The organism is Vibrio sp. RW (assembly GCF_027587105.1).
In the GTDB taxonomy this organism is placed as follows: domain Bacteria; phylum Pseudomonadota; class Gammaproteobacteria; order Enterobacterales; family Vibrionaceae; genus Vibrio; species Vibrio toranzoniae.
Map to the genome: position 1 here is coordinate 18,936 of NZ_JAPPTM010000017.1, position 22,583 is coordinate 41,518.

General features: G+C 43.8%; 16 protein-coding genes. 7 read left to right on the top strand and 9 right to left on the bottom strand.

Annotation, left to right across the window (positions count from 1 at the left end; genetic code table 11):
• Positions 1-3: 3 nt before the first annotated feature.
• The 6 genes from OCT63_RS14810 to OCT63_RS14835 all read left to right on the top strand — a co-directional run bounded on the left by OCT63_RS14810 (position 4) and on the right by OCT63_RS14835 (position 11,246).
• Positions 4-2,235, top strand: coding sequence for an ATP-binding response regulator (locus OCT63_RS14810; protein ID WP_161753920.1), 2,232 nt, complete (start codon positions 4-6; stop codon positions 2,233-2,235).
• Positions 2,210-3,634, top strand: a complete 1,425-nt coding sequence (locus OCT63_RS14815) for a TolC family protein (protein WP_269983956.1) — start codon at positions 2,210-2,212, stop codon at positions 3,632-3,634. Before OCT63_RS14810 ends, OCT63_RS14815 begins: the two co-directional genes overlap by 26 nt.
• On the top strand, positions 3,624-5,210 hold the full coding sequence (locus OCT63_RS14820) for an ATP-binding cassette domain-containing protein (RefSeq protein ID WP_269983957.1): 1,587 nt from the start codon (positions 3,624-3,626) through the stop codon (positions 5,208-5,210). The genes OCT63_RS14815 and OCT63_RS14820 overlap by 11 nt, the downstream gene beginning before the upstream one ends.
• Positions 5,207-7,345: an ATP-binding cassette domain-containing protein gene (locus OCT63_RS14825; RefSeq protein ID WP_269983958.1), complete on the top strand. Its 2,139-nt coding sequence runs from the start codon at positions 5,207-5,209 to the stop codon at positions 7,343-7,345. Before OCT63_RS14820 ends, OCT63_RS14825 begins: the two co-directional genes overlap by 4 nt.
• A gap of 108 nt (positions 7,346-7,453) precedes the next feature.
• The gene (locus OCT63_RS14830; RefSeq protein ID WP_060469664.1) at positions 7,454-7,828 is read left to right on the top strand and encodes a hypothetical protein; all 375 of its coding nucleotides are present in this window, start codon (positions 7,454-7,456) and stop codon (positions 7,826-7,828) included.
• Between the two features lie 214 nt (positions 7,829-8,042).
• On the top strand, positions 8,043-11,246 hold the full coding sequence (locus OCT63_RS14835) for a response regulator (RefSeq protein WP_269983959.1): 3,204 nt from the start codon (positions 8,043-8,045) through the stop codon (positions 11,244-11,246).
• A 103-nt stretch (positions 11,247-11,349) separates the two neighbouring features.
• Here the strand turns inward: OCT63_RS14835 and OCT63_RS14840 are convergent, their stop codons facing one another.
• On the bottom strand, positions 11,350-12,408 hold the full coding sequence (locus tag OCT63_RS14840) for a hypothetical protein (protein WP_269983960.1): 1,059 nt from the start codon (positions 12,406-12,408) through the stop codon (positions 11,350-11,352).
• Between the two features lie 93 nt (positions 12,409-12,501).
• Entirely contained in the window at positions 12,502-13,833 is a 1,332-nt protein-coding gene (locus tag OCT63_RS14845) for an anaerobic sulfatase maturase (protein ID WP_269983961.1), read from the bottom strand.
• 137 nt (positions 13,834-13,970) lie between these two features.
• On the opposite strand from OCT63_RS14845, the gene OCT63_RS14850 reads away from it, so the two are divergent.
• On the top strand, positions 13,971-14,759 hold the full coding sequence (locus OCT63_RS14850) for a formylglycine-generating enzyme family protein (protein WP_269983962.1): 789 nt from the start codon (positions 13,971-13,973) through the stop codon (positions 14,757-14,759).
• Between the two features lie 166 nt (positions 14,760-14,925).
• On the opposite strand, the gene yegS is transcribed toward OCT63_RS14850, so the two are convergent.
• From yegS to OCT63_RS14885, 7 genes are all read right to left on the bottom strand, one after another.
• Positions 14,926-15,834, bottom strand: a complete 909-nt coding sequence (gene yegS, locus OCT63_RS14855) for a lipid kinase YegS (RefSeq protein WP_269983963.1) — start codon at positions 15,832-15,834, stop codon at positions 14,926-14,928.
• A 39-nt stretch (positions 15,835-15,873) separates the two neighbouring features.
• Positions 15,874-16,779 carry a LysR family transcriptional regulator gene (locus OCT63_RS14860; protein ID WP_269983964.1) on the bottom strand — a complete coding sequence of 302 codons (906 nt, stop codon included), beginning with the start codon at positions 16,777-16,779 and terminating at the stop codon, positions 15,874-15,876.
• Positions 16,780-16,857: 78 nt separating this feature from the next.
• Positions 16,858-18,252: a BatD family protein gene (locus OCT63_RS14865; protein WP_269983965.1), complete on the bottom strand. Its 1,395-nt coding sequence runs from the start codon at positions 18,250-18,252 to the stop codon at positions 16,858-16,860.
• Positions 18,249-19,991 carry a VWA domain-containing protein gene (locus tag OCT63_RS14870; protein ID WP_060469672.1) on the bottom strand — a complete coding sequence of 581 codons (1,743 nt, stop codon included), beginning with the start codon at positions 19,989-19,991 and terminating at the stop codon, positions 18,249-18,251. The genes OCT63_RS14865 and OCT63_RS14870 overlap by 4 nt, the downstream gene beginning before the upstream one ends.
• Entirely contained in the window at positions 19,984-21,063 is a 1,080-nt protein-coding gene (locus OCT63_RS14875; protein WP_269983966.1) for a vWA domain-containing protein, read from the bottom strand. Before OCT63_RS14875 ends, OCT63_RS14870 begins: the two co-directional genes overlap by 8 nt.
• Positions 21,056-21,616, bottom strand: a complete 561-nt coding sequence (locus tag OCT63_RS14880; protein ID WP_269983967.1) for a DUF4381 domain-containing protein — start codon at positions 21,614-21,616, stop codon at positions 21,056-21,058. The genes OCT63_RS14875 and OCT63_RS14880 overlap by 8 nt, the downstream gene beginning before the upstream one ends.
• The gene (locus OCT63_RS14885) at positions 21,617-22,579 is read right to left on the bottom strand and encodes a DUF58 domain-containing protein (protein ID WP_269983968.1); all 963 of its coding nucleotides are present in this window, start codon (positions 22,577-22,579) and stop codon (positions 21,617-21,619) included. It abuts the gene before it with no gap.
• Positions 22,580-22,583 lie beyond the last annotated feature (4 nt).

Genomic DNA, 22,583 nt, shown 5'->3' on the forward strand with positions numbered 1-22,583 from the left:
TCAATGAGCGGAAAACCTTCATACAACATTTCCGTTCCAGCTCTACGCCTTAGCATATTGTTTAGTGTGGTATTAACCGCGCTCGCTTTCTATTTGTACTTTTCTTGGTCGAAAATAGACTCAGTCGCTCAAGTGCAAAGCGCCCCACTTCTAATAAAGGCTCAAGAACTCAACCAGACTATCGAACTTGATATCCAAACCCTGCAACGTTGTTTAAGAACCAACAATTGCAGCAGCAATGATTTGAAACTATCAACCTTAAAAAGCGAAATAGATGAGTTTAGGTCTTTAGCCTCTTTGAACAAAACCGAATTCAGCTTAGTTGGGGCGACCGAATATACACAAATGGAATTAGCTATTAATCGCTTTGTCGATAGTTCCAAGACACGTAATGACATGCTGGACTTATACCTTTCACTCACTAACAGCTACCTGCAAATGGATGACAACTATCGCAACATGTTTAATAAGCACGCGAGCGACTTGATGTCAGAAAAGAACAAGTTCTTTGTGTGGTTGTTTATGATAGCCGTAATCTTGGCTGTTATTATCGTTATTTCTAACTCAGCAGCTATGTTGAAACTGAAAAAATCCAGCTCAAACGAACGAGAAATAGACTGTGAATTCGATGCCTTATACCAAGAACTCAAGCAGCTCGATTTAAAAAGACTTGAAGAGCTTCTTAACGAAGTGAGCATCAACCCCAAACAACGTCAGATCTACTCTCACCTCAAATTGGTATTCAGTAAATTAGAAGACCAGAAGCGCAATAACGATCTCTACAAGCAACTGTATGCCCTAATAGGATATGAAATTCGCGGAATAACCAATACTATCAATGGTGGCGTGCAATACCTAGTTCAAGAAACAGATGAGAGCGGCGTGTTAATGGCGAAGGACATTACGTCTGCTTCCAATACACTATCAGAGCTTGCTGAAAACTATAACCGATTGATTTCTCAAGGCTCAGAGAGTAAATCTAAAGAGTTCTCGCTTTTGAGCGTGCTGTCTGAATTGATGATTCATATCAGTGCGAAAGTTCAGCGTAATGAAAGCCAACTCGACTGTCTTATCTCTGACAATTTACCAAATCGCGTTGAAGGTCAATCCACCAGCTTGTTCTGGATACTTTTTTTGCAGCTTTCTAACGCTATTCAGCTCAAAGCTAACAAGAAATTGTTTGTAACGATTGAATCTGGTGCGGCTTCTAATATGGAAAATACGCGCGTTACCATCAACCTTAATTTCCTCTCAACGCTTGATGTGTTTGTTGCAAAACTAAATACACTCCATTGGAGCGCTCACAAAGACCACACCACCAGCACAGACGACTTAGCAAAGAGCATTTTGAAAGATTACGGATACTACGAAAGCCGCTGGTTCCAATCAGGCACTCAAGAGCGTTTTCAAATAGAACTTGACCTAAAGGCTAAAAGCTTCCATACGGAGAAAACTCGTTTCGACGGTAAGCGTTTGATGCTCTGCGCAAACACTCAAATTCGCATAGATGTCATGAGAAAGATGCTCTCCAATTTGGGGCTCGATATCACCGAGATCCGCACTGCTAATGAGCTATTTTCAGCAGCGAACTCCTTCGGTGAATACGATGCAATAATGCTGACCGATACATTTGAACCCAATAAGCTTTCATCGCTCTGTAAAACGGTCAAATCACAGCTCAAGAATCACCCGAATACCAAGCTGTTGTTATCCGTAACCAACACACAACACGCGCAAGAGTGCCACAGCTTCGTCGATAAAATCATAAACTCACCAGCTATTCCTTACGAGTTTATTCCTAACTTACTTTCCATTATGGAAGCGGAAGCATCGGAAGGACAAATGGAAAACAGCTCATTCCTGATCGTCGAGGATGACCGAGTTCAACAAATCTTACTTAAGCGCATTTTAACCAAGCAAGAGTACGAACCAGACACTGTTGGTGACGGTGCCGACGCCGTGAAACACTTCATGAATCAACGTTCCGATATTATTTTTATGGACTGCATCATGCCAGGAATGGGCGGCATAGAAGCAACACAGCGTATTCGACAGTTTGAAAAAAATAAAGAGAGAAAACCTTGCACCATTATAGGTGCAACCGCATTGACCAGCAGTAACGAACACCAGGCTTGTATTGAAGCCGGAATGGATTACGTGATCAGCAAACCTTACAAAAGCGATGAAATCATCAAGGTGATCAACAAATATGTGGCGGTACAGAAACTTAACTAGCAGCATCATGGCTGCGCTTGCATTAAGTACTACACCTTCAGCATCGGCGACGACCCTGCTTGAGGCAGTAGAACTCGGCCTGCAAAACAGCCTTTCACTTCGCGCGAGTGATAAAGGTGTCGAAGAGAACGAGTACAACATTGGTATCAGCCGCTCTAAGTTCCTCCCTTCTCTTAATGGCGCAGCCGATACCACATGGAATGAAAATCAGACCTTATTGCGGAGCGTGCCCGATGAGACCTCAAGCTACAACTCGAACAGCTACAGCCTTTCCCTTTCCCAGTCAATATTCAATCTTGGCGATGTTTTTAAGTATGGAACGGCAAAGCTCGACTTCAATATTGAAGAGATTAAACACGAGAACAAAATCCAAGACACCATCTCAGAAGTCGGCTCTCAATATTTTGAATACTTGAAAAACAACGCACAGATAAAAGCAACGAAAGTTGAACTTAAATCATCTGAGGCTCGTGAACATCAGATGCAACGTAACGTGGAACTAGGCAACACAGCTGCCAGTGAACTGTACGAAGTGATTGCACAAAAAGAGGGGGTGGCAAATCGATTAAGAACATTACAAAAAGATCGCCAAGTCATTCTCAATGGGCTATCGATTCAGATTCAATACCCAATCACACCTTCGCAAGATATATACGAAAGCGTGCCTTTAAAAGAGATAAACGAAACAGAACAACGTTCAATCATGGATCAAGCATTAAAGCTTAATAACGACTTACTCGTGGCTAAGAAAAACGTCGAGAGAAGCCGTAGAGGCTTAAAAGAGAGCGGTTCGAACTTCTTACCTACAGTATCGCTTTCAGCCAGTTATCGGCATGATGACGCCAATAACTACGACAAGACCGATATAACAGCGACTGGTGAAAGTAACTCAACGAGTGTTGGCTTAAATCTAGCCGTACCTATCTTATCCGGTGGTTCTGATTATTACGGATATCAAAAATCCTCGACGGCCATTGAACGTACCGAATTGCTTTACCAAGATTCGCTTTACACCACACGTAACAATGTGAATACCTCGCTACTTACCATTAACGACTTTTCCCAGTCTATAAGCAGTTATGAAAACATCATTCGCGCTAATTATGCGTCTTACAAAGGGATCCAAAGAGCCTACCAATTAGGTACGCGTACTATCACCGATTTGCTCGCGGCCGAGAGTAAATTATTCAGCGCTTTAAGAGATTACGAAAGTGCACGATATGACTACATCATCGAGACCATCAAACTCGAAAAAATTAAGGGCGTGCTCTCCGTAGAATCGATAGAAAGTATCATGCAATTGATGAGTGATATCGAAGATCGAGACAGCCAAGAATTAGTGCCTAAACACCTTCTTTCGACTTCGTCCTTGAAGAAAGGAGCTCGCAATGCAAACTAAGCAATTTTCTCAAAAGATCAATATGGCAGACAAGTGTTATCTGACTTTCTCCACGATAATTTCCACCCTATTTGGGTTAGTTTTGCCCTTCTCTATTCTGATTATTTTCGACCGTGTTTTACCCAATCAAGCACAAAACACTCTTTTCTTATTGTTCGCTATTATCTTGATTTCTATCTTCCTCGATTACCATCTCAAGAATCAGGAAGAGAAGATCTCATCTGTCATCATGAGGCAATTTGAGACCAACTTAACTAACAAGGTTTTTCAATCCATCTGTTTGGCTGAAATTTCCAAATACCGCCGCTTAGAGCCCGGTGAGTACCTCGAACGCATCTCTACTATTCCTGAACTTAAAACCTTCTTTGGCGGAGAGTCTGTTCGGGCTCTAATTAACCTAGCGGTTAGCTTATTAACTATCATAATAATAGGGCTAATCAACATATGGGCGGGCGTTACTCTTCTAATAGCCTCGATTATTCTGGCTATGTTCGCATTTAGCCTCTCTAAACAAAAGATTAGTAGCCTGCAAAATAAATCCGATATCGAAGGCTTAACCACATCAAAAATCATAGAAATCATCTCTAGCCCACTGGATATCAAAGCGCGAAACATGGAGTACCGCGTCGAAAGCTTGATGACACAAATGGTCGAAGAACGCGAAGTCGAAAACATCAAATATGAACAAATTGAATCTAATTTCGGGTTGATATTGGCACTGATCCAACAGCTCTCCATCGCCTGTGTTGTTGTGGTGTTGGCAATGGCGGTTATCAACATGGAATCAAGCCAAGGGATCATGGCTGCAATCATCATGCTAACCAACCGTTACTTTGCCCCCTACCAACAAGTAATGCGTACCGCGAGCCGTTGGGAACTAAATAAACTTCATATACAACGTATCGCGGAACTGCTTGAACTGACGGCTTCAGTAGAACATCAACATGAAACAACAGAAGTTGAACGCATTTCAGTCAAGTACTCTGACAAGCAACGTATCGAATTCGAGCGTGGTCAAGCCTATTTGCTCACGGGTAAAAGTGGTGCAGGCAAGACCCACCTCGCCAACTGTATTACGAGACAAAGCAGCGATGACCATCTGGCAATTATGATCAACGACACGCCTCTGAGTGACATTAACTACAACGTTTGGCGTAACAGCGTGTTGATGGTCGATAAAACGAGCTCGTTCGTAGAAGGTACCATTATTGATAACCTCACCTGTTTCCGACCAAGCCTGAATAACACGGCTTTCGCGCTGTGTGAAACCATGAACATCAAGACGCAAATCGATGCTCTTCCCGCCGGTTTTTACACCGAACTTAAAGGTCACATGCGCAACCCATTCTCACGCCAAGTTGGTTATGCTCTGTTACTCGTCCGCGCCCTGCTCGCTAGCAAGCGCGTATTAATATTCGACGATATCGATTGTGTCTTTGACGATGAATTTGCCCGAGTGGTGCTGACCAGTACTGCTTATCGTTCTAATGACAAGATCTTGATCATTGCCAGCAATAAAATGGACAAGCTTAACCACCGCCTCAAACGTGTCAAACTGACGGGAGGTAATCAATGAGTATTCTCGTTGACTTCAACAATGTATCGCAGCGTGTATTGGACTTTGAAGCAATCGGATATAACGAACGCTACAATCAGTCACCTCTGATTCGTGGATTAGCTTACGCATTGATAGCGCTGGAATGGGAAGGTACGCCTGCTATCCTCAGTGATGCGTTTATGCCAAAACCAAAAGACAGCGACAGCTTTACCGCAACCATAGAGCGTCTTGGATACCGTTGTGATACCACTAAGCTTAAAACACTCGAAAATATCGATAAGCACCCTAATCCAAGCTTTATTGAGATAGAAAACCTCAACGCCATCTTTTTGGGAACAAAGGATGGAAAATTGCTGCTGTTTGATTACACGAACAACAATACTATTGAGTATCCAATGTGTAATAAGCCATGCTTGTTGATTTCTATCAGCGAGTACTCTCGTCTATTTCGTGAACCGCCACCAGAATCTCAAGATAGAAGTAATTGGATCAAATATGCTTTCTATCGTTATAACAACGAATTCAAGAGCTTAATAATTTTGAGCTTCTTCATCAGCATACTTGGGGCATTACAACCCTTCTTTATTATGAGTGTGTATAATTTCGCGCTCACGTCTAGTTCTCAAGTAACACTCTACTGGCTGACCTTATTTGCCATTATTGTTGGTTTCTCTGAATACTTTTTTAAGAAAATGCGGGTCAATATCATAGCGACCTCAGGTAAAGATCTCGCGGTACACATATCCCAAGCCGTTATATCAAAGCTTCTATGGCTGCCCTACGCTATGACATCAACCGCTGGGGTTTCGTCTCAGTTGGCTCGCTTAAAAGATATCGATACCTTCCGACGATTGGTAACGGCAGAATCGACCCTTAGCTACTTTGATATGCCATTCGTGATTGTATTTATCATCGCGATAGCTCTGATGTCTGGCACGGCAGCACTGGTAGTAATGGCCGGCTTAGTCTTAATGTTGGTATTCTGTGTGTACTCTCGCTATATCTACTCACAAGCCACATCCAAAAGCTCTCGTGCCAATGCGATGGTCTCTTATCAATGGAATGAGATCCTTCGTGGTATCAAGACCATTCAAGGCCTACCTTTATTGCGTGTGGTTCAATCTCGCTTTAGTGCTTCCCATATGCAAAGCACTAATGATGCAGAGAACGTTGCCGTGACCAACAGCAAAATTCAGGCTGCAGGGGGCAGTTTGATCCAAGTGATTGGCACGGCGAGTATTGTCGCTGCGGTAATCGGCGTAATGGAAGGTACTTCAGATGCTGGTGCCATGCTCGCAACCGTTATTTTAGTTTGGAAGGCATTAGGACCGATCATGGGTATTTACAACTCCATTTCCAAATTCCAATCAATTAAGGCGTCATCAGCTCAGATCAACAACTTAATGTCGATGAATGACGACAAACTGACTTTAGAAAAGAGCCCGCCCATTCGCTTGTTTCAAGGCAGTATTGTGGGCAGTGGTGTGAGCCACCGTTACACAGGGGCCGCAACCGGTTTAACCAATCTTGGTTTCAAGATACCACCCGGTGCAAAAGTCGTGATTTGTGGCCCGACAGGCTGCGGCAAGACAACGCTAATTTCCATCATTGCCGGGCTAGAAGACCGCTATCAAGGCGCGGTATCGGTCGATGGCTACAACATCAAACAATTCAACAGTTATCGCTATCGCACATCGATTAACTACATCCCTTTTAACTTGCATATCTTCGAGGGCTCTCTAGAGACTAACTTCATTTTGCACAATGGACTCATTCCAACAGAGGATATGCAAGAGATGATCAGCTTCTTCGAATTGGATGAGTGGCTACCAGAAGGTTTGTCGACTCAATTAAGCGTGGATAAATGCAAAAGCCTTCCCAACGGGGTTCAGCAAAAACTGCGGTTAGCGCTTGGCTTAGGTAATTGTGAACAATCTCTGATCATCATAGACGAACCTTTCAATGGTGCCGAAAACGAGAACGCACAGTATTTTAATCGCTTGTTCACCGATAAACTGTTGAACACGACCGTGATTTTTTCGACTAATGACCCAGGCTTGATCATTACATCAAACATGAGCTTAGTCTTAGAGTCAGATGGTAATTTGAAATATTTTGGTTTAACAGACAAATACTTAAACAGTTTAAGTTAAAACTACAACCTTTATTCACAATTAACTCTTTAGGTAAATGGATGTAATTGACAAAAACATAAGTGAAAGAGATGATTTACCCTCAAGTCACATTTAACTAGGAAGCAAATGTACACATTCGTTGCAGACAAGCTTGATGTATCGTACTTATCCACTATTCCTGAAAATCATCAATTTCAGGGCTGTGACGTACCTGAAGAGGAAATCGAACTCCGAGAGGTTGTTGAGGTATGGTATGAGTGTGCATTTCTACCCGCTTTTAATCTTCAGAAAATTGACATCGCAAACAAAGCTGAGCTAATCGTGATACAAAGCCATGTTTTGAATAACGACACTAGCACTCTCGCCTTCCTGTTAAAAAACAGAGTATATCGTGCCGCACTCCAGCGAATGCTAGGGATTTGGACATTAGAACCGACTGCAAAATCAGCACTAGAGCAACTTCTATTAGAAGTAAATAAAGATAACAACCATCATCATTAAGCTTTCTTTAAAATTTCTCATCAATAAAAATACAAAATGAACCTAAGGCCAAACGTTATCAATGGCCAAGAACGGAATGTATTGCAAGATAAGCGATAAGATCCTCGGAACTTATACCCCTTCCACACTTCCACTAAATTTACGTTATCAAAGTTTCCATATTGTCATTTTTATTCTACTGTTTTTATATAAAAACAGTAGCATGGATCCTTATATGCCGATTACGGTCTGGAATAACCTTTCAGTCAAACACAAACTCTTTGGTTTAGTTTTACTCCCCATTTCACTCTTGCTCTTCCTTGCAGGCCGGCAGGCTTATATCTTAACAACTCAGTTAGACGATTTTGAACGAACCAATCAGCTATTTGTCTACCTTCAGGATGTTTCAGCCTTATCTCGGAGTACTCTAACTTTTAGCTCGGAGGAGTTTGCGACACAAAGCAGTCAAGTAAGAGAAGAACTGAAAAAGGTCTCCCCATCCATTTTTTTAGACGCCTCTGATGAAGTAAATCAACTTGTAGCAGACTTCAGCGACGCGACTCTATTTACGATGGAAGCAACCGATAGTTACGACAAATTAGATGCCCTTGAGTGGCAAAGTGATACGTACAAACGGTTATTGATCGAAATAGAAAAAGTCCCGTTTGAGAACACCAAACGTGAGATTCAGCAGCACCTCACTGCATTACAACAGCTTGAGTGGCTAGCTTTTTGGTCAAATGAGGAATTCAAACTGGGTACCTCACTGATTGAAATATTTCAAAGCAGCCAAGAATACAGCCCAGAACTTGCAGAACAAATAAAAACCCTCAGTGAAAGGCAACAACTGTTCCTAGAACGCTTCGTTTTATTAAATGCTAACGAGGATCAAGTCGCTTTAATGGTTGAGGTGTTTAGAAATGACGTTTTTACTCAAAGCCAAAAAATAAGAAGTGCCTTACTCAACCTCAACGCAATAAGCCAGCTAAGTCCACAAGAAATCTCGGTTGGTTTAGAGGCAATGAACGCACGCCTAAGCCTATTACAAAGCCTCGGTAGTATCATTAAACAAGAATTCAAACAAGAAGTTGAGCAAGCGATTTATGCCGCTCAGATGCAGAGAACGCTGTTTATTTCTATCGGCGCCCTACTCACTACATTAGTGATGGGGTTAACCTTAAGTTTGACAAGGCAGGTCACCAATAACCTTAATTTGGTTCTCAAGTTTTTAAAAAGTGAGAACGATCAAACTCGGCCTTCTTTAGATAAACTAATACAAGGAAAAGATGAGCTCAGTCTATTTGCTCAGCAAGTAAAACGATTGACCATCGAACAAGGGCTCGCTAAAGAGAGACTGATGATAGCGAAAGAAGACGCCGAAAGGGCTAAAGAAGAGGCTGAACAGGCAAAAGATCACGCAATCCAAGCGAGTAAGGCAAAAAGTAGCTTCCTTGCTAATATGTCTCACGAAATACGTACTCCATTAAATGGCGTTATCGGTATCTCAGAAGTCCTTTCCGATACTCCGCTTACCCCAACACAACGAGATTATGTTGATACCATTGAAATATCATCTCAACTGCTACTGAGTTTAATCAACGATATCTTAGATTTTTCTAAGATAGAATCTGGCATGCTATTAATCAGCCCACATTCCGCATCCATCAGAGAATCAATATACGACATCGCCTCAATTGTTGCACCGAAAGCAAAAGAGCAAAATATCACAGTTAGCGTCGACATCAGCTCAGATACACCAGCACGAGTCATGCTTGATGATCACCGATTAAGACAAATTCTAATGAACTTTATGTCGAATGCAGTGAAGTTTACCGCAAAAGGTGGGGTGACATTATCGATCCAAACTCTCAGCCAACCTAGCAATAGTGTTACCATTAGATTCGCTGTGCGTGACACCGGCATTGGTATAGATAAACAGCAACAAAAACAAATATTCGAACCTTTTGCTCAAGAGGACAATTCAACCACTAGACAATTCGGCGGCACAGGTCTTGGTCTCGCCATCAGTACTCAGCTCGTTGAACTTATGGGTGGTAGGATTCAACTCACCTCAGTTAAAGGGGAAGGCAGTTGTTTCTACTTCGATTTAGAATTACCCGTTGACTTAATGTTGCCGAAGCCAAGTTTAGCAACCGCTAACATTTACATTCTAGGTAACAAAAATGCACTTTCTGATCGCATAGAAAACGACCTTAATCTTTATGGTTTGAAAGTGACTCAAATAACGGAATACGCAGACGATATTGTTAAGCAAATCAGAACGAAAAAGTACAGTAAATCGACCACTGTCATTTTCGCTGAAGATGATTCGTTCCGAGTTAACGACCATTCCGACAACTTAGATAAACTGCATCAAAACGGCGCCACTATTTGTCTCCTTCGTTCATTTCTCAGCGAATCAGGTGATATTGGTAACAGTATCACCGCTCAAGTATCACAACCGCTACTTGGCATACGCTTAATAAAAGCCATTGAACTTTGCGACGTACAGGGCTTTGCTGCTCGCTCAGAAGCCAATCAACAAGATCTAATGCCTCAACATAAAATTCTGATCGTGGAAGACAATAAGATAAACCAAAAGATTGCTGGCCTTCACGTAAGTAAAAGTGGCTTTGACTTCGAATTTGCAAACAATGGCCAAGAAGCCGTGGATATGTTTGCTAATAACTCTCTTTACGCGGCAATATTGATGGATTGTATGATGCCAGTTATGGATGGCTTTCAAGCGACAGTCAACATCCGAAGAATTGAAGAGGAAACAAAAGCAAAACGTCGTATCCCTATTATTGCACTTACCGCCAGTGTGATTGATGATGATATTCAAAAGTGTTTCGATGTAGGAATGGACGACTATGTGCCAAAGCCATTCAAGTTCGAAATGTTGGAAGAGAAAATCCTAGCCGCTGTTGAGACAATGCCTTTGCCTGTCACCTCTCATCAAAAGTCGACATCAGTAGTGTCAAGTGTCATTCCTATTAATAACGCAAGCAAAGCCAAACAGACATTGCCAGAAGAAACAGAACAAAACACAGTGCCGAGTAAACCTGAAAAGATACTTCTTGTCGAAGACAATCGCGTGAATCAGAAGGTGGCATCTTTAATGCTGAAAAAAGCGGGCTATGCATTTGAAATTGCAGACAATGGACTAATCGCTGTTGATATGTATAAGAGCGACAGTAACTTTGACATTATTTTAATGGATTGCATGATGCCAGTAATGGACGGTTTCACCGCAACTCGAGAGATTAGAGAATACGAGAGAAATCTAGGTTTAAATAAAACGCCTATTATCGCGTTAACCGCCAGCGTTATCGATGATGACATTCAAAAGTGCTTTGATTCGGGAATGGATGGGTACGTCGCGAAGCCCGTAAGAAAAGACAAACTATTCCATCAAATAGAAAGTGCAACTTGTTAGACGAGATGACTCACACACGAGTCGCACAGTTCAGGACAAGACAAAAAAGCCAATCGAATATATCAACTGACTTCTTAATTGTTCAACGTTGTTATTGAAGAGATTACGAGCTTGGGGCTACTCGCTTCTCTTTCAGCTGTTCAATCACGTAACTCGGAGCCACTTTCGAAAGCTCAACTAAGCATTCATCCGTTTTCTCATTACCGTAGCGTACGTAAATGTCACATACTGCGTATAGCTGCTCTGGGGAACCCGATATTAGGTACGCTTTTTCGAATGACTTGATCGATTTATCGATGTCTAATTCTTCTTGTAATACCCCATTGAGGTACCAGTAGTAGCTGTTATCTTTCGCTAGTTTGGCTGCTACTTCAATCTCATCAGCCGCAGCGCTCTTGTCTTCAAGGCGAACCAAAGTTAGAGATTTAGAGTAATGCAGAGCTGCGTTGTCTGGTACATGTTTCAAACCGCGATCCAATACATCGACCGCTTGTTGGTCCTTTTTCTGCGCTCGGAAATTATCAGCGTAGCTTAACCAAACTTGTGGCTCTTTTTGATGCGTTTTGATCAGGTCTAGATAAACCGTTTCCGCCTTATCCCACTCGTTGTGCCAGCGAAGTACATCAGCAAACAGCAATTGATACTTTTCAGATTCTTGCGTTTCTAGGAAACTGATCAGCTCTTTTACTGATGGCTCGATTTGCGCTTTTTGTTGTGCATCTAAGGCATTAAAGTCACGAATTAGATTCGATGTTGCCGTGTGGCGAACCATGGTCGAGCTATCTTTAAGCAACGGAGATACCAATACCCAGCGATGTTCGAGTTGATAAGGTTCAGAACCAATCACAGACGCTTCACGAACTTCAGGGTCTTGATCTTTCAAGCCTCTAGCAACCGCCACCAGCGCGTTTTGGCTTGGATAAGCGGCCAATTCTTGCAGTGCACCAGTACGGTTTTCTATAGACTGATTCTGATCTTGCGCCATGTAAGACAACTGTTGAATGCGGGTTTGAGTGTCCGTCATTTCAAGCACTTGATTGATATTTTGTGCCGGAGCATCAACGGTTTGTTGAACGCTATTGGCTGCCATCGCTGACGTTGAAATCAATGCGGACGTTGAAATAAATAAAGCAACCGCGGTCGCTAAACTCTTCTTGATCATAGTATTACCTTAAGCTGGAGAATTTAGCCTGTCCCTAGACTCATATCTGATTAAATTTCGTTAGGATCGATAACTCTAAACCTAGACACTGAGTTAAAACTTAGTCTCAAACGTCGTTTGTTTTGCCAGTTCTGCTCGACGCGCCATCATCACAGAATCACTGTACTTGCCGTGAGCAACAGGGTGTCTCATCGCACGCGCGATATACGCCATCGATTTATCAACATGAGAGAAGAACTTGTGCCAGCCCGCGCATAAATAGTTCAAGCCCGGCTCACCCGCACGAGTTTTGATAAAGCGATTTTTCGGACACTCGCCATGACAAGCAAACTTGTAGTCACATTGCTGACATTGGCTCGTCAGCGTACGTGATTTAGCAAAACCAAATTTCTGTTGTGGTGCACTGTATGCTAGGTCATTAAGCTTTTCGTGGTGGATGTTGCCGATTCTATATTCAGGGTAAACATAGTGGTCACAAGAGAACACATCGCCGTTTGGCTCCATCGCTAAGCCTTTACCGCAGATCTCATTCAGGGTGCAAAGCGGATTCGGACGACCAATCCACGTTTCTAAGCTCGCTTCAAAATACTGAACAAACACTTTACCGATATCGTGCTTCGCCCACTCATCAAACACAGCAATCAAGAAGTTGCCCCACGCTAAGTCCGATACACACCATGATTCCATGATTGAATCTTTGTGGCCCGGAATCAGACGCTTGTCACCTTGCTTGAGTTGCTCACTCACTTGAGACGTTTGCGGTGCAACGGTTCTAAAGGTTTTTTGTTCTACGATAGGAATAAACTGCATTTGTGGAGACTTCACCACGTCACGTAGGAAGCGATACACTTCTAATGCGTTTTGACTGGTCAGGTTATTCACACAAGTGAGCGTTGCGAATTTGACTTGGTGCTTGTGCAGCAGCTCGACCGCAGCCATCACTTGTTTGAATGTGCCACGACCCGCTCGGTTGGTACGGTAAGCGTTGTGCAGCATTTCAGGACCATCAATACTTAAACCGATCAGGAAGTTGTTCTTTGCCAAGAATCGCCCCCACTCGTCATTCAGCAATGTGCCATTAGTTTGTAGGTCATTTGAAATCAACACACCTTCAGGCTGATACTTTTTCTGTAGCTCAACCACACGTTCGAAATAAGCTAAACCCAGCATGGTCGGTTCACCTCCCTGCCATGAGAAGATGATTTCAGGGGTATTTTGACCTTCGATGTATTGTCGGATGTAAGTCTCTAACGTCTCATCATCCATTCTTGGAGAACTGCCTTGCTTGTACTCCAACAAATCTTGCTTACTTAGGTAATAACAATATTTACAGTCAATGTTACACGCTGCGCCAATCGGTTTAGCCATAACATGCAAGCGCTTAGACGCTTTACCGTTATATTGTGGACCTTGAGTAATGTGCATGATTTACCTACCTATCTTAGTGTCTTGTTCCCATCATAATTCCGAATTAACTCAGTGGCATGTTATACCCTTTATAACCAATAGGAATGACCAAAAACGTTAGAATCACACCCTATTTAGAACATTTGAGGCACGTGATGAAATTTACCAATTACAAACATTTAGCAGCAGTGAGTGGCGTCACCATGACTATTTTCCTAAGCGGCTGTGCAAGCGTGCCTACACACCCTATCGCCCAAAAAATTGACCAAGATATGGTGTTGGTTGAAGGCGGAACATTCACCATGGGCTCAAACAGCAAGAAAGCAACCAAAGCTGAACGACCAGCCCGTGAAGTAGTTGTAGATAGTTTTTACATTGCGAAGTTTGAGGTGACTCAAGAACTATTCGAATCAGTGATGGGGTCGTCTCTTAGTTATTTCAAAAACCCACAAATTCCAGTTAACAACTTAAGTTGGCAACAGGCGAACTATTTCGTTGAGCAGTTGAATGAGTTAACAGGCGAAGAATACCGCCTACCAACTGAAGCGGAATGGGAATTTGCAGCGAAGGGTGGCAACAGAAGTAAAGGCTATACTTACAGCGGTTCCAATAGCTTAGGTGGTGTCGCGTGGTACTCAGCAAATTCGAAAAATAGCGCGCATCCTGTCGGGTTAAAAAAGCCAAATGAACTAGGTTTATATGACATGACAGGAAACGTGGGGGAGTTTGTGATTGATGCCTTCGATGACACCTTCTATAGATTCGGTCCAACAAATAATCCAAACAATGCAAAGCACAGTGACGTAGGATTATCACATAAATCGGTGCGCGGTGGCAGCTTCGCTTATGACGAAAATGAATCTGAAAGTTACCGTCGTGATTTCGCAAGCCAATCAATCACCATGTCAGACATGGGTCTGCGCCTAGTTAAAGACGTAGACTAGTTACAGGCGGATTAAGATAGTTCAGTATTACACAGCACAACGTTAACCCGGATCTGGGCTGGCGATAAGAACGCAGGAAATATTGCAAGCACACTCAGTAAGCAGAGCACACTATTGAAGCAAAGCAGATCTCACGTTCAGTAACACCATATGACATTGAGCATATTCAAACGCAGTTCTTACTTAAACAAGGGCAGTCATCAGGAAGTACCAGACGGATACTTGATGGAATAACTTCGAATCGGATGTTATTTGAGCGATATGGCTCTCCGTCTAAATTAATCGGTAAAGGTTGAGTAAAATCGATATCAAGCCAGCTCGTTTGGGTATGCACAACATACTTACCGTCTTCATCAGGACTTTTTAACTCCTCAAGAACTTGCGGTAAATCTGACGCTACAAATGACTTAACTAATGTTAGATCCATTAAGCCATCGTCTATCAAAGCTTCAGGCGCAAGTGATTGACCGCCACCGGCCAAGCGCCCATTACAAAACGCACCAACCAGAATTTCGCCAGTAAAAGTGCCTTTATCTACGGTTAAGGTGCCGCTGTAAGGCTTAAAGCCTAACGCTTTCACAACGCCTGTTAACGTGTACGCACCGCCACCAAGAAAGTCTTTCAATTCAACAGGCGTTTCAGCAGTCACTTCAGCTCCAAATCCTGCTGCCGCTACATTCATGAAATAGCGGTCATTAGCACGAACACTGTCGACCGCGAAAGCTGAACCTTTTATTGCCAAATCGAATGCCGAAGGTATATCGCTTGGGATGCCGGTAGCGGTAGCAAAGTCGTTCGCAGTTCCCATGGGAATAATCGCAAGTTGCGGCCTTTCACTTACTTGAAACTGGTTGAGCGCACTAACGGCCTCATTGACCGTCCCATCGCCACCAGCAACAATGAGCCGTTTCACACCATCGCATATTGCCTCGTTGACTAGACGATGCATATCTGAAGGCTCCCAAGTCACTCTAACTTGTAGGTCGATATCACGGTCTCTTGCATCAAAAACCGCTTGTCTTAACTCTGGAGTATTGGCTTTCTTACCATTGAAAATCGCGCGAATGCTGTCCATGCTATGTCCTCTATAATGCTAACTAATATAGTCTAACTATTAACTTGATATCTCTTTTGCCGCCACTTTTATTTTAGCACGCAGCCACTTATGGCTTGGCTCATTGGTTCGGCTTGGGTGCCAAATCATACACATTTCGAGGTCTTCCAACTCGAATGGTAAAGGCAGTATTTTGACATTGTACTTCTCCGAGAAGCAGCGAACCGACGATATTGGCAGCATACCGATGTAATCTGAGTTCTCAATGACCGGGAGCATCTCGACAACGCCAGCCGCTCGGTAAACCACTCTGCGCTGTTCTAAGCCATCATAGTGTTCTGAACTCAATAAGCTTTTACGTGCATGCCAACGAGATACCACGACGTGACCAAGAGAAAGAAATTGATCCATATTAATGGTGTCGCCAATCGTAGGATGATCAGCTCTGCATACAATCACCAGTTCCTCTTTAGAAATCACCTCATGCTTGAGCATGGTTCTTCCCTTTGGCGTCATATCGACAATCACATCGTGTCTTTGGAGCCTTAAATCAGACTCGTAGTCTTCAGTAAACAGAGGATGAACTTCCAGTGCGATACCAGGTGCAACCTGGCTGATTAGCTTCATCACTCTTGGCATCATTTCATAGCTCGCCGCCGAGACGCAGGCAATAGAAAACACACGGCCAGAGGTTTTAGGGTCGAAGTCTCTTGATGCGGATAAGGTAGACGTAAAGTTCTTCAATGCGGCAGCCATTGCAGGATAGATATCAATAGCGAACGTGGTTGGCTCTACGCCAGAAGTGGTTCGATGAAACAGTGGCTCGTCATAGATATCTCGCAACCGCGCAAGCGCTTTACTCACAGCTGGCTGGCTGATATCCATGCGACTAGCAGCCCTAGACAAGTTCTGCTCTTCATAGATAGCAACAAATATAGGAATTAAATTTAGCTCGGTATTTTTCATACAGTTCCATATTAAAGAAGCAGGTTCCCCATAGTAGAGAACCTGCCGATTATGTTCGATGCGAATAACTAAAGTTTGCTACTTAGTTTTATCTTTTAAGTCTGGCAAGGCTTTAGGGATTTTCAAGCGAGCGAAAATCGAACGAGAATGGCTTGAGTTTGATTGGTCACTGGGCAGGTTGCGTAACCCTCTCCACAAACGAGTAAAGACGTTTTTATCTTCATACCCTTGCTGAAGTGCTTCGCTGTCCTCCACCCAACGTTTTTGTCCATTCAATTTACCAAGTTGCGCTTTACTCAGCTTCACTTTATCCAGTTCTAACTGAGTCGTTTCTGTTCGCAATTGACGGTAGATAAAGGTTCTCAATGCAGGCCAATTACCTTGCTTAAGCAAACGATGGAATACCAACCGACTCGGTGTCGGTCGGTTCTTGTAATAACGCTTCACAGAAACAAATAACGCAACAAACAACACTAATGCCAAACCAACGCTGATAAAGACCGACATATAAGCCTTGATGAAGGATTGAACAGTGTGTTTTGCTTCAAACACCTCACCTTTTATGACAACACTTTCAAGACGTTGATTCTTGCTGTCCCACCACTGGAATGAGAAATCCGGCAAGGTAAATTCGCCACCTTGTTGAATCACATAAACCGTTTCTTCGATTCGGCTAGAACGGTAATCACCACGTTCTTGTGTATCGTCTAAACGATTAGGTTGTGGGTAAGCTTGATATTGCTGAGTCGATTCATTGGACAACACATCCGGCAGTAACACCGACAAACTGTCTTTGGCTTTGATCGTCACTGTTCGTGTAACCGCGTCACCGACTTTCAAGTTTTCATTCGAACGTTGCCATTGCTGTTCAACATCCACATCTATCGCAGAAAACCAAGGTGATTCATCACTTAATAAACCTGAAGGTAATGAAGCTTCAAACTTAATGGGTTGCGTATAGAGCGTACCACCAACGTTTGATCCATCAGGAGCTGACACTTGAATACGAACAGGCACAGTAGGAATCACGAATTCGCCTGAAGTCATCGGATAAAGCGTCACTTCCCAGCGTTGGCGTGACCATGTTGTACCTTCCACTCGCTCAGTGTAGTTGGTCGCAAGTTGATTTCGCTGCTTAGCAATAACGTTCGGGATTTCGATGCTACCAATTCGAGTCCCCCCGGTTAGCCAACGTGGTGTCGCCACCTCAATGTTCAGAATCACTTGCTCATTAACGCTTACTTTTGCAGGCGTAATTTTATCGCCAGACTTTGGCTTTTCTCCGACCCAAGCGATCAATTCGACATCGCCATTCCTCTGCAGGTCATAGATATCGGCCGCAGAAGCAAGAGTAGGTAAAACAGTGTTAATCAACAGAACCATCGACACAAGCAAGGTCTTGGTTAGGTTAAAGGACTCTGAGCGCCCTGCCTTTACTTGAACCGCTGCAAGAGCTAAATCATATCGACTCATTGTGTTTGCTCCTGTTTTGGTGCCTGTTCTTGTTTTGACGACTGCTCCTGTTGCGATGTCCGTTCGAGCAAAGGCGCTGGATCTCTCAACTGAATTTGAAATTTCGATTTCAAGAAGAACTTAGGATCGGCTTCTACTCGCTTCAACCACTTGTCGGCAAGCTCTTGGCTACCCAAAATCTCATTGGCGTTAAGGGTTTCCTTAAGCATTAATTCCGCCACCGTTTCTTCTTCTGCACCATCACCCGTGCGCGGTTGATCATCCTCCAGCTCTAAAGATTCTTCAGGGCCGTCGGTGGTGCCTGATTGGCTTTCACTGGTGCGATTAACCTCTTCGACAATGCCACTCAAAACCGCTAAGTTATTATCTATATCAGCTTTTAATTCTGGCGACAGATCGGGCTTCTCACTCAGTGATTTCAGTAGATCACGAGCAGCAAGGTACTCACGCTGTCGAGCCAACGCACTTGCGGCGTTATACAAACCATAATCGGTTTTGGTTTGTAAAAAGGCGCTATGAGCTAACTTAAAATCACGAGCATAGTAATAAGCCGCGCCCTTTCGCATTGGATCCTTAAAATGCTTGGCGGCTTCAAGGTATTCCTTTTGATTCAATAAACGTTGTCCTTGTTGATCAGGCGTCAGCCATAAATCCCACCACCATTGGGCTGTTTTATCCCAAACGGTCACGGACTCTTCAACCATGGGCTTGTCAGCAGTTAAACTGACCGTTTTCGCCAAAGTGTGCGGAGAATACACACTGCTTGTAATCAAAGCGCCAACCACACACCATTGAACCAACCACCCTTTTCTAAACCACAACAGCATGATGATAGCCATTGGGATAAGCAGGCCGTATCCCATGTCTTTCCAAGGCATTGAAGATTCACCGTTAAGTTGCATGTTTCTTTCAACCGCTTGGTTGAGCTGTTGGATATCGGAGTTATCAACGGTCACTTCGAACAGTCGTCCACCCGTCTTACTCGCTAGGCTGCGCAATGAATCGAGATCGACGGGATTATCACTCACCACATTGCTATTTCCGGCCGCCAGAATGAGCAACTGATACGGATTGTCGTTAAAGAAACTTTCGAACGCCCTAATGGTACTTGGGTTAACACCATCAGATACCAACAACACTGACGAACCTAACTCACCCGACAATTGTTGATTGATGAGTGGCAATGCCTCTTCCGCTGACTTACCTGATACCGGCATGATGTCAGGGGTGATAGCAGCCAGAAACGGTTCGAATACCTTGCTGTCTTGAGTCACAGGCATCGCAACGTGGGCACTGCCCGCATACACAACCAAACCCGTATTACCGCCTTTGCGCGCTGCGAGTAAGTCTCTAATTTTCTGTTTAGAGCGTTCTAAGCGACTCGGTGGTAAATCTTTAGCCAGCATGGAGTCACTGTTATCAAGCACCACTAACATTGAGGCTTTGTCTTCACCAAAAGGCGAAGCTTCACGTTGCCATGTTGGGCCCGAACAGATAATGATGGCGATGGTCACAATAACCATCAGTAACTTCAGTGGTAGTTGCTTACGCCAACCAGTTTCCCCAATGGTTAACGCATCACGTAAATGGGCAGGCAGAATGTCTTTCCACGTTGGCTTAGTCTCTTCTCTCCAGCGAATCCACAATAGGAAAAACATCGGAATAAAGGCCAACAACCATAACGGTCGGATAAAGTGAAACTGGGTAAAGAACTGTTGCAACATGAGAGAATCAGGCATTGTTCTCTCCTTTCAAATTTTTCATTGAAGAAGCCAAAAGCGATCTTCTACGGATTGTTGCTAAGCTAAACGCAGTCAAATACATCACAACGACAATCGCCATCAAGTAATGGTGTAACCCCTGTTTAGGACGATAAGTCGTACTCTCATACAACTGAGGCTCTAGCTCACCAATTTGAGCATAAGCTTTAGTCAGTTCATCACGGTTAAGGGCTTCAAAGGCTTCACCACCAGACTCTTGAGCCACACGCTTGATGGTCTCCATATCCAAAGCCACCTCGCCGACGGTTTGCGGATCACCCATAGCGATAACGTGAATACGAACGCCTTTCGCCTTAGCCACTTTGGCCGCATCGATAGGTTCCACAAAGCTGCCAGTGTCATTACCATCGGTTAGCACAATCACTACTTTCTCTTTTGCGTTGGCATCAATACTCGAATCTTGAACCGCAGCACTCTGCTTTTCGCTTTGTTCAAACACCTTAATCGCTAAGCCTATGGCATCACCTAAATGTGTACTTTGTCCTGCCATCGCCACATCGGTTTGGTTAAGTAGCTCAAGCCACACATCTTGGTCAGCAGTGAATGGAGTTTGTACAAATGCCGCGTCACCAAACAGAATCAAGCCTAATCGGTCACCCTTTCGAGTTTTAGCAAAGTCGGCTAACACCTCTTTAGTTGCGTCTAAACGCGAGATTTTGTCCCCTTGTTGAGACGTAAAATCTTGTTCAGCCATTGAGCCCGATAAATCGACCACCACCATCACATCGCGACCTAATTGTTCACGAACTTGTGGCTCTCCTAATATGGTTGGTTTAGCTAACGCGCAAACCACGAGTACCCAAGTAATAATCAGCGTGGTGCGTTGCCACCAACTTGGTGTTAACTGGCTTGCCCCTTCGGATGGCGCTTCGCCTATTGCTTCCACCAACTCACTGAAAAATGGCACCTTAATGGCCATTTGTTTAGTGCGATAAGCAGGCACAGCCAAGTAGACCAACAAAGGCAATGGTAACGCGATAAACCACAATGGGTGCGCGAACTCAAAGCTAGCAGATAAACTATCAAACATTATCTCGCCCCTCTGTTGTCGCTTGTACATTCGGTTTTGTTTGTACATCGGGTTTATGAAGTTTTAACCACATCATCGCGGTTTGAATCACCTCTAAACGCTGTTCAAAGGTCAAACGTACCTTTGGGTCGATTAAGCTTTGCATCCACAGCCCCGAGACTTCATCGGTAAAGAAAGCATTGCTGTTTGCGCTCGTGCCAGCGCTAACGGGCAAATAAGCATTCAAGCGGTTTACATAGGCTTGACCAAACAACTTAGCATTGCCGCTGTCTAAATAACGAAGCACCACCTTGAGTACCTTGAAGGTTCGTTCGGTTGAGTTTTTATCTCGTGCATCCAATACCATCAGCGCTTTAAGTGCTTCTTTACGATAACGATTATTCCACCACCTTAACGCCAAGCGATAAGCCAGATAGAACGCGGCCAATAACAAGGCAACGCCAAGGATCTTCCAACCGATCGTTTGGGGAAACCAACTCACGCTGTCGGGAATCGTTACATCGCGCAGTTCGCGAAGGATATAAGTACTAGGAGGCGTATGTTCAACGGCCATTTAGCGCCCTCCTACTAGCTTTTGAAGCTGTGAAATATGAGCTCCTGACGTGTCTAATTCGATATAAGGAAGGTTTTTCATCGCCATTAATTTAGCAAGGGATTGTTTTTGAAGTGCCGCTTTTTGAGCAAGGCTGTCGCTTGCAAGGTTAACCTTAGATTGGCTATCGAGATTGAGCTGAAAACGACCGTCACCCACCACCCAGTTGGCGCTAGCGAGATCATGAGGCAGTGATTGTTCTAACGGATCGGTCACCATAATGGCAAGGATGTCGTTGTGCTGCTGTAGCTGCTTGAGTCGATCAAGATGTTGTTCTTGGCAATCACGCCAGTCGCTAATAAAGATTAAGGTCGACTGTTTTAGCCTCATACGCTTGATCAGTTCAATCCATTGACTGAACCCGACACCCTCGCTGTCACTCACACTGACACCTAAGCTTTGATTCGCTTTAGTAAGGTGTTTAAGTTGAGCGAGTAAATCAGACTGTGAGCGCTGTGCTTTGGTATGAAAGAGTTTTTGATGTGAAGCTAAAACAAAGCCGACGCGGTCGCCATCTTTCAGTACTCGCCATCCACATAATGCCGCCACTTCCGCCGCCACAACGGATTTCATGGTGTTTTGAGAAGCAAAGAACATCGAACTTCGCTGATCGACACAGATCATCACATTTCGGTCTTTCTCTTCGGTATAACTGCGAACATGAGGCTTACCCGTGCGCATGGTGACTTTCCAATCGAGATTACGGATATCATCACCCAATTGGTAATGACGTAATTCTTCGAAGTTCAAACCACGGCCACGGAACAGAGAATTATGTCGCCCCGACAGTACACTGCCCGCCTTAAGATGAGGCAACAGAGAAAACGACTCAGCTTGAGCCTGTATTCGCACTAACCTTGAGTAATCACAGTATAATCGTGGATCAAGGCCTTGCGGTTTGGGAGCTTGTGTTGGCTTCGCCATGACG

Coding starts and splice junctions, on each gene's coding strand:
- OCT63_RS14860 (WP_269983964.1), bottom strand. CDS start 16,779: ATGAAAAATACCGAGCTAAATTTAATTCCTATATTTGTTGCTATCTAT.
- OCT63_RS14825 (WP_269983958.1), top strand. CDS start 5,207: ATGAGTATTCTCGTTGACTTCAACAATGTATCGCAGCGTGTATTGGAC.
- OCT63_RS14835 (WP_269983959.1), top strand. CDS start 8,043: ATGCCGATTACGGTCTGGAATAACCTTTCAGTCAAACACAAACTCTTT.
- OCT63_RS14845 (WP_269983961.1), bottom strand. CDS start 13,833: ATGCACATTACTCAAGGTCCACAATATAACGGTAAAGCGTCTAAGCGC.
- OCT63_RS14810 (WP_161753920.1), top strand. CDS start 4: ATGAGCGGAAAACCTTCATACAACATTTCCGTTCCAGCTCTACGCCTT.
- OCT63_RS14880 (WP_269983967.1), bottom strand. CDS start 21,616: ATGGCCGTTGAACATACGCCTCCTAGTACTTATATCCTTCGCGAACTG.
- OCT63_RS14820 (WP_269983957.1), top strand. CDS start 3,624: ATGCAAACTAAGCAATTTTCTCAAAAGATCAATATGGCAGACAAGTGT.
- OCT63_RS14870 (WP_060469672.1), bottom strand. CDS start 19,991: ATGCCTGATTCTCTCATGTTGCAACAGTTCTTTACCCAGTTTCACTTT.
- OCT63_RS14840 (WP_269983960.1), bottom strand. CDS start 12,408: ATGATCAAGAAGAGTTTAGCGACCGCGGTTGCTTTATTTATTTCAACG.
- yegS (WP_269983963.1), bottom strand. CDS start 15,834: ATGGACAGCATTCGCGCGATTTTCAATGGTAAGAAAGCCAATACTCCA.
- OCT63_RS14830 (WP_060469664.1), top strand. CDS start 7,454: ATGTACACATTCGTTGCAGACAAGCTTGATGTATCGTACTTATCCACT.
- OCT63_RS14885 (WP_269983968.1), bottom strand. CDS start 22,579: ATGGCGAAGCCAACACAAGCTCCCAAACCGCAAGGCCTTGATCCACGA.
- OCT63_RS14865 (WP_269983965.1), bottom strand. CDS start 18,252: ATGAGTCGATATGATTTAGCTCTTGCAGCGGTTCAAGTAAAGGCAGGG.
- OCT63_RS14850 (WP_269983962.1), top strand. CDS start 13,971: ATGAAATTTACCAATTACAAACATTTAGCAGCAGTGAGTGGCGTCACC.
- OCT63_RS14875 (WP_269983966.1), bottom strand. CDS start 21,063: ATGTTTGATAGTTTATCTGCTAGCTTTGAGTTCGCGCACCCATTGTGG.
- OCT63_RS14815 (WP_269983956.1), top strand. CDS start 2,210: ATGTGGCGGTACAGAAACTTAACTAGCAGCATCATGGCTGCGCTTGCA.